The following is a 13,959-nucleotide window of genomic DNA, read 5'->3' on the forward strand; positions in this document are numbered from 1 at the left end:
TTTGTGGGAAATTATGATTATTATTGAAATGAATTCAAGAAGAGATGAGTGCATTCGAAAATGATGATTATACTTGGAACCTTTTTAGCGTTATGTTTACTTATTGTACTATTATTCATAATTTCTCCAAAGCCAACTGCAATACTCGTTCGTCGATTATTTGAAGGTGGAGTGGCAGTAAAGCCTCCTAACTACGATGAAATTGAAAAAATGGTTTATATAGAAAAGGATATTTCCTACAAATCACAATATAAAGAAGGCCATTTAGATATTATTAAACCCATGGAATTTGAAGGATATTTGCCGGTGATATTTTGGGTACACGGAGGAGCGTTTTTAGGTGGTGACAAGTCCGATATTACGGAATATGCAGTTCAAATTGCTAGTAAAGGATATATCGTAGTTAATATTAATTATGAATTAGCACCGAGTTCCAAATACCCAAATCCCTTATATCAAGTAAAAGAAGCTTATCAATTTATAGAACAAAATGCTGAAGATTATGGCATTGATATGAATCGTTTATACTTTGCTGGGGATTCAGCAGGTGCACAGATTATTAGTCAATTTGTTAATATTCAAGTAGATGAAGGTTATGCCAATTTGTTAGGAATAGAAGGCGTTGTTTCACCTGGTAAAATTAAAGGGGTACTGTTATTTTGCGGACCATATGATGTTTCAAGGCTTTCCAATAATAGTGATAGCTTCTTAATTAATTTCATATTTAAGCGGGTTGGCTGGGCTTATATAGGTGATAGAAAATGGACAAATACAGAAAAAGTAAAACAAGCTTCGATTCTTCAACATGTTTCTAGCAATTTTCCTCCTACGTTCATAACAGATGGAAATGTAGGATCATTTGAAGATCAAGGTAAAGATCTGGCAAATAAATTGAAATACAATGGTGTAGAAGTTTCACAAATCTTTTATTCAACAGAAGAAGCTAAATTAGGACATGAGTATCAATTTATGATGAACACAACACAAGCGGAAAATACATTTAATAAGTTGATAGAGTTTTTAAATCAAACGAGTAATAAACAATAAACCGCAAAACGAAGGCTGTGCAGAGAAAAAAGATTTTCTGCATAGCCTTATTTTCATGTAAAGAAATCAGATTTGAATTACAATAAAAAGATAGAAAAGGGGCGATGTGAATGCACTCGATACATAAAATAGGAAAAAGTTTTTGGTACATGACGCCAATCTCATTAACGGATAGACCAGTTTTAGCAATGGTGGTAGGGGAAAACAAGACCCTTATGATTGATGCAGGGAATTCGGAAGATCACGCAAACTATTTTCTAAATGAAATGAAAAAAAGAGAAATCTCTAATCCTGAGATCGTTATACTAACCCATTGGCATTGGGATCATATTTTCGGTCTTTCTGCTTTAACGAATGCAGTTTCCATTGCTTCTAGTGAAACAAAAAGTGAAATGGAGAAGCTACTGCCATTTTCATGGACAGATGAGGCGATTGATGAACGGGTTAAAGAAGGGATAGAAATTGAATTTTGCGCAAAAGCCATTAAGGAAGAATTCAAAAAACACCGAGATATTAAGATTACTTTGCCTGATATGACAATTGAAAAGAGGGCAGAAATTGATCTTGGTGGTGTGTCATGTATTGTGCAACATGTTGGTGGGGACCATGCTGCAGATTCTGTCATTGTCTATATTAAAGAAGAAAAAATCCTCTTCCTTGCTGATTGTATTTATGCCAAAATGTATGCCCCAAAAGTACATTATACAGTTCAGGAAACACTACGATTATTAGATGTATTAGAATCTTTTGCGGCAGAAACCTACATCCTATCTCATCAAGGACCTATCTCAAAAGAGGAATATGATAAAGAAGTGGCGATGCTAAGAACTATTGCAAAATTAACGGATCTTTGTGAAGGGAATGAGCAGAAAATCACGAAGGAATATGAACACCAAGTAAATAGGGAACTTACCGAAGATGAAATTGAGACCATCACTTATTTTGTGAATGGGTATTAAAGTAGGCGTCTGAAAAGATTTCTAAGAGAAATTTACCAACTAGGAGAGTGTGTCCAAGGAGTTTTGACTTTTTGGACACCCCCCATAAAAAAGCTCAATCAAAAGCAGATTTTTTAATAAGTTGTGATAAATGAATTAAACCTTTTTCTAGTTGTTCGATTGAAGCATAAGAATAAGATAAACGAAGATGTTGATTATCGTTTTTATCATAGACACTTCCTGGATTTATTAAAATACCTTCTCGAAGGGCTAAGTCAAAAAGTTTTCGAGTGGAAATTTCTGATTGTAATTTAAGCCAAATATAAAATCCGCCTTTTGGAACACTCCAAGTGGCTATGTCAGAGAAAAATTTCTCTAAAATTTTTATAGTGAAGTCTCTTCTAACTTGTAATTCATCTTTTATATTCTTCAAGAAATCTTCATACCAACCACTAGAAATCCATTTTTCTACAGCATATTGCGATAACGAGCTTGAACCATAATCAGTTTGCATTTTTATATCTGCCAGCCGTTCAATGACGGGCTCTGGTCCAACAATCCATCCAATTCGTAAGCCAGGGCTTAATGATTTAGACACACTTCCTATATACAGGACATTTCCCTGTGTGTCATTGCATTTCAAAGGTTTTGGTGGAGGACCTTCACACCATAAGTCACCATAAACATCATCCTCAATAATAGGAATGGATTCTTTTTGACAAATTTTAAGTAACTCAGTTCTTCTTCTATTAGACATTAAAGATCCAGTTGGATTATGAAAATTAGGTATCGTATAGAGTAAAGCTGCATCATGTTGTCGTTTCAAACGTTCAATCGAATCATATCGCATACCTTCTTCATCTAAAGGAATACCTAATAAATGCATACCAGCCGATTGAAATACGTGTACTGAATTTAAGTATGAGGGTGTTTCATGAAGGATAGTTGAATTCCTTCTTAAAAGCCCAATTGAGATTAACTGCAACGCCTGTAGTCATTGGCCTTTGGTTTAATTTTGCCTTTAGGCGTTCAAAATGTGTTTGTATTTAACCAAGGAGCGACACATAAAAAATTTACAAATGCATTACCAGCTGTAGTAACAGCTGGAATTTGCGATACGTTATTAATTTACATGGCAGTTGCAGGGGTATCGGTAATTGTTTTTAGTTTTGAATGGTTAAAAATTTTATTGTTCGGAGTAGGGCTCTTTTTCCTCGCTTATATGGGTTGGATTATATGGAAAGATCGTCCTGAAGTAAATGGTAATACAGAGGGAAATCGATTTTCAACACGACGTCAAATAACATTTGCAGCATCAGTATCATTACTTAATCCACATGCGATTTTAGATACAATTGGTGTCATCGGGACAAGTTCATTGACTTATTCAGGGTATGACAAATGGGTATTTATGATTGGTTGTATAGTAGTTTCATGGATTTGGTTCATTTCTTTAGCAGTTGTCGGAAGAAAGATTGGTCAATTTAACGGAACGGGTAATTTCTTAAAACGTATTAATCAAATCTCAGCCATTATTATTTGGATTATGGCAATTTATATGGGGTATCAGGTGTACTTATTATTAATCTAATAAGACTTCTATAGAAATTTAGAGAAGATTAACATAAGTAAAGCGAAATTGTTTGTGAGATATAGAAGAACTGAATTGAATGGAGGAACTGAAAAAGAACCACCTAATTCGGAAAAATAACGAATTAGGTGGTTCTTCAAAATTTCTCTCAACATAAAAAACCTTCATGAGTTTTTTACACCCAACCCAAGCATGAAAATAAGTACCTTCGGTTCATAATGGTAATGACACAAACAGATGTAAGACGTGGTCTTTTTTGGTGGCTTTGACCCTGTATAAAAAACTGTTTGAGTGAATTTGGTGTTCAACCCTTTGTTAGCTCCACTTGATAGTAGGATGACTACGTACAGAAAAATGCTTATCTTCAAATTCACTCACTGTTTGTGATCATTTTAATTTGGAGTGATTTAATGGAAGTATTTATTGAGAAGTGTGCAGGTTTAGATGTACATTCTGAAACGATTGTAGCTTGTGTTATTAAAGGAACTCGTGAGGACGAATTGTATACGGAGACTGAAACATTTCCAACACTCACAAAAGATTTGTTTCGATTATTAAAATGGTTAGAGACTCATGAGGTTACACACATTGCAATGGAAAGTACGGGCGTGTATTGGAAACCTGTTTTTAATATCTTAGAAGATTTCTTTGACATTACATTAGCGAATGCTCAACGAATTAAAAATGTACCTGGAAGAAAAACAGATGTTTCAGATGCAGAATGGATTGCGAAGTTGCTACGACATGGTTTAATTGAGAAAAGCTTTGTACCACCTGTAAACATTCGTGAACTTAGGGATTTAACAAGACTTCGTAAGAAGTGGATTGGTCATTTAACTTCCGAAAAAAATCGAATTCAAAAGGTATTAGAAAGTTCAAATGTAAAACTAAGTACTGTTATTTCTGATGTATTTGGCGTTTCGGGACGGAGACTATTGAATCGATTAATCGAACAAGGTTATGTTGATGAAGATGATGTAGAAAAAGACATTCATGGGAAGTTGGCTCCGAAAAAGCAAAGGATTACCGATTCATTATTTGGCACAATTAATGAGCATCAAATCTTTCTCATTCGTCAATCCTGGCAACACATTCAATATTTAGAAACCTTGATTTCAGAAATCGATGAACGTGTAGATCAATTACTACAAAATTATCAAGAAGAACTACAATTGTTAATCACAATACCGGGAATAAGTAAAGATACTGCCGCAGTAATTATTGCAGAAATCGGAGTAGACATGGGACAGTTCCCGACATCTCAACATCTTGCATCATGGGCAGGCGTTTCACCGGGTAATCACGAAAGTGCTGGTAAAAGAAAGAGTACACGTACTGTGAAAGGAAATCCTCATATTAAATCAGCTATGTGTGAAGCAGCGTGGGCTGTTTCAAGAAGTCGAAACCGATGGCTAGCAAACAAATATTGGTCACTCGCTGCACGAAGAGGAAAGAAAAAAGCACTCGTTGCGATCTCACATCGAATGCTTCGGGTTATATACTCCATGTTGTTAAACAAGGAGGCTTATAAAGAACCCCAAATAATATAGGTTAACCAAAACCAAAAAGTTTTATACAAAGTTACCCCACAACAGGTAGCTCTGCTTTCTTATTGGCTTTTTTCGGTCAATTTAAGAATAAACATATCTGATCAATAATATTCAAAGACCGAAGGGATTATTTATTTTCACAGAAAAACACCTGCCAAAATACATTGTAAAATAGGCAGATTTGTGGTAAATTTATATAGATATACACAAAAGAAAATGCAGTGTGTATTATCCCTATTTTAATTATATCTAATATTTCCTCATTAGTCAACTCAAAAATATCTTCAAGGAGTGAATTTTATGAACCCACATTCCCAACAAGAACAAGAACGTTTAAATAATGTCATGAACGTCATTAATGACCAAATTCAACAACTAGAATCGGACACGTTAAAGCTCCGAAATGAAGTAATCAATACCCGCAAACATTTTTGGGATGAAGTCAAAGTGAATATGGATACCTTTGATGATTACCTAGAAACGATTATTAATTTAAGACAAGAAGCTCAAGCCTTATCCGTTGGGGAAAGTACGCATAATCATGCAGCAAAACGACTAGCTACTTTACAACGTATGAAATCAGTACCTTATTTCGGGCGCATTGATTTTCTTGAAGATGGACTTACAGAACAGGAACAAATCTATATTGGTATCTCGTCTTTAATGGATTCAAGTGGAGAAGACTTTCTAATCTATGACTGGAGGGCACCGGTTTCAAGCGTCTATTATGATTACGAGCCCGGCCCAGCACAATATATAACACCCGGGGGCAAGGTAAACGGGGAACTTAAGAAAAAGTGGCAATATGTAATTCGTAATGGGAAACTCGAATCCCTGTTTGACACGAGTCTCACAATTGGGGATGAGATTTTGCAGAAGGTGCTAGGTAAAGGCGCGGATAAGTATATGCAAAGTATTGTAGCGACTATCCAAAAAGACCAAAATCGAATTATTCGCCATGATCAGGGACGCATGCTAATTGTACATGGTGCAGCAGGCAGTGGTAAAACATCTGCAGCACTTCAGAGAATTGCGTTTTTATTGTACAAATATCGTGATTTTATAAAAGCAGATCAAATTATATTATTTTCTCCCAATAATATGTTTAATAGCTATGTTTCAAATGTTCTTCCAGAGCTCGGAGAAGAAAATATGCAGCAGGATACATTCCAGGAATATTTGGATCATCGTTTAAGTAAGGAGTTCCAGCTAGAAACTCCATTTGATCAATTGGAATATGTGTTAACAGCAGCAGATAGTCCTTCATATCGTGCAAGAATTAAAGGGATTCAATTTAAAGCATCCTATCAGTTTTTTGAAGCGATTAAATTATACAGGGAAACATTAGAAAAATCAGGATTGTTATTTAAAGATATCAAGTTCAGAGGAAAAACCATCATTTCGGCACAACAATTATCGGAGAAATTTTATGGTGAACATCTTTCTTTGAGTTTCCCAAGCAGACTAGAAAAGCTACAAATTTGGCTAATGAACAAAATAAAAGAAGCAGAAAAAATAGAACGTTCTGAGCCTTGGGTAGAGGAAGAAATCGAGTTACTTAGCAATGATGCCTATCATAAAATTCATAAATATTTAGCGAAAAAACATGGCTTTGAACGAGAGGAACAAGCCGATTATGAGATGGAACCTAATGAACTGAAACAAGTTATTATTCGCCTTAAAATGAAAGCTGTAAGACAACAAATCAAAGAGCTAGAGTTTATTGATTTAGAAGGCGTTTATAAACAACTGTTTACTGATCCATTAATTTTAAAAGTTGCAGTACCTGATGAGTGGAAAGAGATTTGCCAAGAGACAGTTCAAATGCTCGATGAAGGGAAGTTGCATTATGAAGACGCAACACCATTCCTATTCTTGCAGGAATTGATTCAAGGCTTTCAGACAAATCGTTCCATCAAGCATATTCTCATTGATGAAGCACAAGACTATTCACCATTTCAATTTGAGTTTCTCAAGCGTTTATTCCCATCTGCCAAAATGACCGTGCTAGGAGATTTTAATCAAGCCATTTTTGCCCATGCGCGGGAAGTTGCCGATTTCCAAATGCTTACCAATCTTTATGGAGAGGAACAAACAGAAGTTATCAACATGACCCGTAGTTATCGTTCAACAAAGCCAATTATCGAATTTACACGGAGTCTTATTGCAAATGGAGAAAACATTATCCCCTTTGACCGTGATGGTGATCTGCCTGTGTTGGCACAAGTGGGTAATAAATCAGAATTACACATGAGCATTATGTTTAAAGTATTAAAATTACAAAGTAAAGGTTATGAAAATATCGCAATTATTTGTAAATCAGCAGAGGAAAGTAAGCAAGCATTTGAAGAGTTATCTAAAATTGAAGGCATTAAACTAATAAAAACTGGAACAGCTGAATTCGAACAAGGGGTTGTCGTCATCCCATCCTACTTAGCGAAGGGGATTGAATTTGAAGCAGTCATTATCTACGATGCATCCGAACAAGTATATGGAGATGAAAGTTTACGACGAATTTTTTACACGGCTTGCACAAGGGCGATGCATGAACTACATTTGTATAGTGTAGGAAAACCAAGTCATTTTATTGAAAAGGCGTTGGAGAATAATCTTCTTACTCTCGAGCCGAATTCTTAATTTCTACTGTAGTAATCAAAACATCATGTTTTGATGAGTTATTTTGTTTACATTTAGTCTTGTATAATGATTTTATATAATTTTTGGTTTTCTCGTTGCTTTGGGTATGAACAGTTTTAATTCTCTACCAATCACCAAAACAAATAATGAATGTAATTGCAATTGGCATGATCCTGTACTTTCTTACATCTCAAACTAATTTATTTTTTTGGAATGTTGTAAGTACCATTTAAAATTCAAGAGGAAATATTTTCCCATACTTATAAAGGATTTAAAGATATTGTTGTGGAATTTATTGGTGACAGATTATGAAAAAATGAGGGGTACTTAATGAAAATAAAAACGGTTGATAGTTGTTCACTTGTAGATGTTATGACGGTTTGGAATGAAGGATTTTCGGATTATTTTGTACCAGTAAATATGGATATTGATAGTTTCTTAAACCGTATGGAGAAAGAGGATATTGATGCTTCCTCATCTTTTGTTGTGGAAGAAGACGGAGAACTACAAGGAATTTTGCTCAATGCTTTTTATGAAAATAATGGGGAAATGCTTGCATGGAACGGGGGAACAGCCGTACATCCAACTGCCAGAAGAAAAGGTATTGGACGATTGCTTCTACAAAGAACGATAGAAGAATATCAAGCGCGCGGTGTGAAACGTGCTAGCCTTGAAGCAATTAAAGAAAACACAGGTGCAATACGATTATATGAGGAATTTGGCTACAAAATAATAGACGAACTGATTTCCTTCAAAGGGCATGTGGATAAGAAGGGAACGATTGATGTGGAGTTTATTCAACCAGAGTCTCTTTCTAACTTAGTTATCTATGATGGATATGTTCCGTGGCAATGTCGTATAGAAAGTAATATTTCTGCACAGGCAGCTATATTTTATGATCAATCCCAAAATCCAATCGGGTATACACTTTTTAAGCAAATCGGGGATGAGGCGAAAAAAATAAATATTTTCCAACTAGAAATTACCGATTCAGTAACGCAAGACGAATTTCTCGCAATGCTTTCTAGCATTACTGATGGGGGAAGTTTTAATACAGTCAATATGCCAAGTAGTTCGAACGCAGCGAAATATTTACTTGAACTAAAAACAGATGAAGTGATTCGTCAAGTTTGGATGGTAAAAAATATGGTGGAATAACAAAAAGAGACTGTCGATTAGCATAAACTAATCAACAGTCTCTTTTTAATCATTAAACGTACCACGTCTTCCTAAAACAAAACTAATCCATAAAATTGAGAGCAGTGCGATGATGATGATATAGAGATAAGATTTTGGATCTGTATCAGAAATAGGCAGTATGACATTCATGCCGAAAAAACTAAACACTAGTGTTGGTAATGTTAGAAATACTGTAATTAACGTAAGAGTCTTCATCGTTTTATTTAATCGATTGGATATTAAGGATGAATAGGATCCAGTAATACTATTTAAAATTCTAGTATATAACTCAGATGTCCCAATGGCTTGATTATTCTCAATACGTACGTCTTCAAGTAACGATTTATCTTCCTCGTATAATTTAATGGAACTTGTACGGAATAAGCGATTAATGACTTCCGCATTGGCAGTTAAGGAAGTTAAAAAGTATACTAAACTTTTTTCAATTTCCATTAGGTCATATAACTGCTTGTTCGTTAAGGAATTTCGTAAATTACTTTCAATTTTAAGACGTTGTTTATTCAGTAATTTTAATTTTGCAATGAATTGACTTGAAATATAGAATAGTATTTCTAATGCCATTCTTGTCTTCATGGACGTATTAATATTTCTTTTGATTAACTGTTCCTCAAAGTGAAGGGACTGACTACCGATTGTTACGATATAATCTTTACCGATTACAATACCAACTGGAATTGTAATATAGGATTCAAATTGTTTATTATTTACATCAATGATTGGAAAGTCATTAATAATTAGCGTACAATCTGTTTCCGCATCATATTCAACACGTGCATTTTCTTCTAAATCTAATGGGTCTTCTAAAAATTCAATCGGAATATTGTAGTGTGATGAGATTTCATTTAATGTTTCTCTAGAAGGTGCCGTAATACTTAACCAGCAACCTTTCTCCATTGTATCAATTTCTATTGTTTTTCCATTTACATCCGTTTTATAAATTTTCAACATAGTTTCACAACCTTTCTATTTATGACGATTGCTTCTATATTGAATAATTTCTCGAAAACGGAGAGCATATCTAAATCGAAAATACTATGTTCAAAATCAGTATTTTTAATTATTGGTCCACTAAAATAGGGGAACCTATGGAGAAAGAATTAGTTTCTCTCCGAATCGAACATTTATGCAATATAGAATTTTTATTCCTTTCGCTACAACTGTCCAAAATAGAATGTTCCCCCTTTCAAAATGAAAAACCCTCTAGAAAAATTACTAGAGGGTTCAATACGCATAATAAAAAGCATATAGTCTCCCCCATGTCGAGCTTTGGCACTATACAACGTAAAGGTTAAACCTTAGCTACCTTATGAAAAGCCTTAAGCCGGCAATTCCTGTTCTACCCATTGGCATCTTTCGATGTTTCCGGGCAGTAGCCTATGTTTGTATAGGAGCCTCACCTAACGAGGACTTATTGTCATCTATCATATCGTACACTTGTACATGATGTTCGTCAATAACATATGTATTCTACAAACAATTTAGAATGTTATTAGAAATGTTAAACTGGATTATTTAAGTAATATAGGTGGGAAATTGATAGGAATAGATTATGAAAAATTAAAGTATGATTCTATAATTTATGAAAGTAAGGAGTGGTTAGATGTCAGAAAAATTCAAACCATTTACAGAAGATTATTTAGATCAATGCATCGAACTTTACATGAAGGTATTCAACAGTGGGCCATGGAATGAAACTTGGTCCTACGATACGGCAAAGGAAAGATTGGTAGATTTATTAAATACACCTAAATTTCTTGGATTTTTATTATTTGATCAGGATAATTTAATAGGTTTTATAGCAGGAAATAGTAAAAGAACCTATTCGGGAGGCACTTTTTATATAGCCGAACTTTGTGTCAATAATAAAACGCAAGGAAAAGGATATGGCTCCAAGTTACTTCGTTATTTGGAAGAGGAATTAGTCAAAAGTAAGATTCAAAGCGTTTATTTATTAACAGCACCTGGTGGGCAAGCTGAAGCGTTTTATCGCAAAAATAAATATAGTATTAACGACAATAGAGTAGTAATAAAAAAGAATATATGATTTCCTATTTCTGTTGAATGTATTATAATTCGTTAATGGTTATATTTATACATTCAACTGGATAGGAAGTGCTTTTTTGAAGATACAAACGGATATTAAAGCCTCGGATGCAATTACTGTCATACACCAAGCATTTAAACGTTATGAAACAGATCCACAACCATCGAGTGCATTAAATGAAACTGAGCAAACCATTCAAAATGAAATGAATCGTGGGACAAAATTATTTGGCGTTTATGATAATGAGGTACTAATTGCAGTTGTAAAATGTGTGTTAAAAGAAGAATATATTTATTTCTCAAGATTATCAGTTTTGCCTGAAAATCAAGGGAAAGGAGTAGCTACTAAATTAATAAACTTTGTTGAAGACTACTCCTTGGAAAATAATCGATTTGTTTCTACATGCAAAGTTCGAAAAAGTGAAGAAGGAAATATAGCACTTTATTCAAAATTAGGGTATGAAATCGTTAATGAAGAAATCATTGTAAATGCAAATGGTGATGAAATTCCTACCTTAAATATGAGTAAAAATCTAAAATCATAAAACTAAGAGTAGTAGCTACATGCTGCTACTTTTTTTGTTCCGAAAACAATATGCCCATTTTTTATACACGATTTTGTACCTTCAAATTAATTAAAGTAAAATAGAGAGTAAAAAAATAATTCGGCGTAATGGCGTTAGTAATGCCATTGAGGGATCACCATTGAATAGCGTTCAGTTAGGATTATTCGAAAGAGCTCGTCACAATATTTAATAGATCCACTAAAAAGTAAAAGACACCAAAGGGAGAACTATGTTTAACTATGAGGTAGTTTGTTGTAGTTGCAGACATAAATTCAATTGGATGAAGGGATCCTTAAATATAAATTCTATAAGGAAAGAACGAATAAGATTTTTCGTTGCGAAGAGTGTGAAAGTAAACTACGCATGGATGCAATAAAAAATTTCTTTTATAAATATTGAGAATTACTGAAAAAATAACCCTATAAGATAGATCTCTTCAGAGTCTATTTTATAGGGTTTTCATATGACTTTTATTTCTTTCTAAACAGTGTATCTGCAAGAGGAATTCCAAACACAACAACCAGAACCGTTAACACGATTAGCGCTTCTAAAATAATAACCGCAGTTTGATCGAACATATTATCGCTCCTTTTTCTGTCGCTTTATTCTTTAGTTTACTTCAGTATGAGTGTAAGTATTCGGAGGTTTGATTAATCACTTCTGATTTGTCTACCCAGTATAGACTAGGAGTAGTCTATAACTCAGTTGGAATTAGGGGTATAATAGAAGTAGAGATACAAATCCTCATTCTCCTCTGATATCCCCAACAACCTAGTCCGATATTTCCCGTATAGATATAATCAAGTACATAAAAAAATTTATTGATATGATTCATTTGTGAGGAGGGAAATGAATTGATACAACAATTTAATCACTTGATGGACTACATTGAATCCCATTTGACTGAGGACATTTCTGGAGAAGAAATTTCGAAAATCGTGGGGCTTTCCGATTACCATTTTAGACGAATGTTTTCTTATTTGGCTGGTATGCCGTTGAATGAGTATATCAAAAACAGAAGACTATCTAGTGCCAATGAGGAATTAATTAATGGTGCAAAATGACCGATGTTGCTTATAAATATCGATATCAATCAGTAGAAGGGTTTTCAAGAGCCTTCCGTGATTGGAGCGGTTATTTACCATCAGAAGTTGTGAAGAACAAAATTCAAAAATCATTTCCCAAATTCTCATTTTTTATAGATATCAGAGGAGGGAAATCCATGGAATTTAAAATTGAGAGGAAAGAAAAATTTAATATAGTCGGTGTATCGAAAAGAGTACCTATTCAATTTGAAGGTGTGAATAATGCCATTGTAGAATTGGCTCAATCAATTACAGAGCAACAAAGAAAGGAAATGCATGAATTGGCTGATTTATACCCGCATCATGTGTTGAATGTTTCTTATAACTTTGACGAAGGGTATTTAGAAGAAAAAGGGAGCTTAACGCATATGATAGGGTTTGCTACGACAGAGGAAAATCCCTATGAAGATTTAGAGCAAATTACAGTCGATGAAAGCCTATGGGCAATCTTCCCAAATGAAGGTCCATTTCCAAAAACCCTGCAAGATACAATGGCAAGAATCTATTCTGAATGGCTGCCATCTTCAGATTATGAATTAGTCAACTTACCTGGAATTTCGTTTTCAAAGCACAATGGACAATTTGAAAATGTTTATAGTGAAGTGTGGGTTGCGGTGAAGAAAAAAGATTAATAACTTTAGTATATATATTGACGTTTTTTGCAGAATTAGTCCTTTCACTAATTCTGCTTTTATTTTTTATATATTTGGTATCATAAGCTATAAGTTTCAAAATGCTTTGGAAATTTTGCTAAAATTAAACAAAAGAATTCAATTTTGAAGAACGTAAATACGTGGGGGAAAATGAGAAAAATATTATTGTTGTTATTCAGTATATTGATTTTTGCTTTGAGTGCTTGTCAAGAGAGTGACGAAGCAGAAGTAAAAAAAGAAGTGTCTGAAACAGAAGTGAAGGATTTTATTATGGAATATAAAATGATTACTCATAATGTTCCTGTTCCAGAAGAGGCATACGAAGTAAATGTGCTAGAAAAAGTAAAACCATATCTGAATGATGATTGGTATGAACGGAATGAAAAAGATAAACGAGTAATGTTCCCACGAACTTATGTAAGTGTTAGTGGCTTAGGAATGACCCTGAATGATGTTACAATTGATCGTCTAGAAGACAATCCTGATGGAGAAGGATATGCTGTTGCATATACATTGAATTTAACGATAGGTAAAGAAGTAGTAGAGAAAAAAGGGGACATGAAAATCATAGAGGATGAGCCAAATGGTTTCGTCATCACCTATGATTGGGAAAAAGAAATTATCCGAAACGGTGTTCGATTCAAATAAA

General features: G+C 34.1%; 10 protein-coding genes, 2 pseudogenes and 1 riboswitch. Of the genes and pseudogenes, 10 read left to right on the plus strand and 2 right to left on the minus strand.

Features of this window, described 5'->3' with window-relative positions; all coding sequences use genetic code 11:
• Nucleotides 1-60 precede the first annotated feature (60 nt).
• Entirely contained in the window at nt 61-1,047 is a 987-nt protein-coding gene (locus NKR20_RS07540; RefSeq protein ID WP_253424963.1) for an alpha/beta hydrolase, read from the plus strand.
• 110 nt (nt 1,048-1,157) lie between these two features.
• A complete protein-coding gene (locus tag NKR20_RS07545) occupies nt 1,158-2,006 on the plus strand; it encodes an MBL fold metallo-hydrolase (protein WP_253424966.1) in 849 nt (282 codons plus the stop codon).
• Nucleotides 2,007-2,100: 94 nt separating this feature from the next.
• On the opposite strand, the pseudogene NKR20_RS07550 reads toward NKR20_RS07545, so the two are convergent.
• Nucleotides 2,101-2,979 (minus strand): annotated as a pseudogene (locus tag NKR20_RS07550) (aminotransferase-like domain-containing protein); the annotation flags it as partial.
• Nucleotides 2,980-2,982: 3 nt separating this feature from the next.
• Between NKR20_RS07550 and NKR20_RS07555 the strand changes: the two are divergent.
• The 4 genes from NKR20_RS07555 to NKR20_RS07570 all read left to right on the plus strand — a co-directional run bounded on the left by NKR20_RS07555 (nt 2,983) and on the right by NKR20_RS07570 (nt 8,921).
• Nucleotides 2,983-3,576 carry a LysE/ArgO family amino acid transporter gene (locus NKR20_RS07555; RefSeq protein ID WP_253424969.1) on the plus strand — a complete coding sequence of 198 codons (594 nt, stop codon included), beginning with the start codon at nt 2,983-2,985 and terminating at the stop codon, nt 3,574-3,576.
• Nucleotides 3,577-3,986: 410 nt separating this feature from the next.
• A complete protein-coding gene (locus tag NKR20_RS07560; RefSeq protein WP_253428089.1) occupies nt 3,987-5,126 on the plus strand; it encodes an IS110 family RNA-guided transposase in 1,140 nt (379 codons plus the stop codon).
• A 300-nt stretch (nt 5,127-5,426) separates the two neighbouring features.
• Nucleotides 5,427-7,763: an RNA polymerase recycling motor HelD gene (gene helD, locus NKR20_RS07565; protein WP_253424971.1), complete on the plus strand. Its 2,337-nt coding sequence runs from the start codon at nt 5,427-5,429 to the stop codon at nt 7,761-7,763.
• A 330-nt stretch (nt 7,764-8,093) separates the two neighbouring features.
• On the plus strand, nt 8,094-8,921 hold the full coding sequence (locus tag NKR20_RS07570) for a GNAT family N-acetyltransferase (protein WP_253424974.1): 828 nt from the start codon (nt 8,094-8,096) through the stop codon (nt 8,919-8,921).
• Nucleotides 8,922-8,966: 45 nt separating this feature from the next.
• Here NKR20_RS07570 and NKR20_RS07575 read toward each other — a convergent pair whose 3' ends face one another.
• On the minus strand, nt 8,967-9,911 hold the full coding sequence (locus tag NKR20_RS07575; protein WP_253424977.1) for a magnesium transporter CorA family protein: 945 nt from the start codon (nt 9,909-9,911) through the stop codon (nt 8,967-8,969).
• 297 nt (nt 9,912-10,208) lie between these two features.
• Nucleotides 10,209-10,375: riboswitch (M-box (ykoK) riboswitch) on the minus strand.
• 188 nt (nt 10,376-10,563) lie between these two features.
• Between NKR20_RS07575 and NKR20_RS07580 the strand changes: the two genes are divergently transcribed.
• From NKR20_RS07580 to NKR20_RS07595, 4 genes and pseudogenes are all read left to right on the plus strand, one after another.
• Nucleotides 10,564-11,007 (plus strand): GNAT family N-acetyltransferase, encoded by a 444-nt coding sequence (locus NKR20_RS07580; protein ID WP_253424980.1) that lies wholly within the window; start codon nt 10,564-10,566, stop codon nt 11,005-11,007.
• Nucleotides 11,008-11,083: 76 nt separating this feature from the next.
• The gene (locus NKR20_RS07585) at nt 11,084-11,551 is read left to right on the plus strand and encodes a GNAT family N-acetyltransferase (protein WP_253424984.1); all 468 of its coding nucleotides are present in this window, start codon (nt 11,084-11,086) and stop codon (nt 11,549-11,551) included.
• Nucleotides 11,552-12,426: 875 nt separating this feature from the next.
• Nucleotides 12,427-13,289, plus strand: a pseudogene (locus NKR20_RS07590) (AraC family transcriptional regulator).
• Between the two features lie 171 nt (nt 13,290-13,460).
• A complete protein-coding gene (locus tag NKR20_RS07595) occupies nt 13,461-13,958 on the plus strand; it encodes a hypothetical protein (protein ID WP_253424987.1) in 498 nt (165 codons plus the stop codon).
• Nucleotide 13,959 lies beyond the last annotated feature (1 nt).

The organism is Ureibacillus endophyticus (assembly GCF_024159215.1).
Lineage (GTDB): Bacteria > Bacillota > Bacilli > Bacillales_A > Planococcaceae > Ureibacillus > Ureibacillus endophyticus.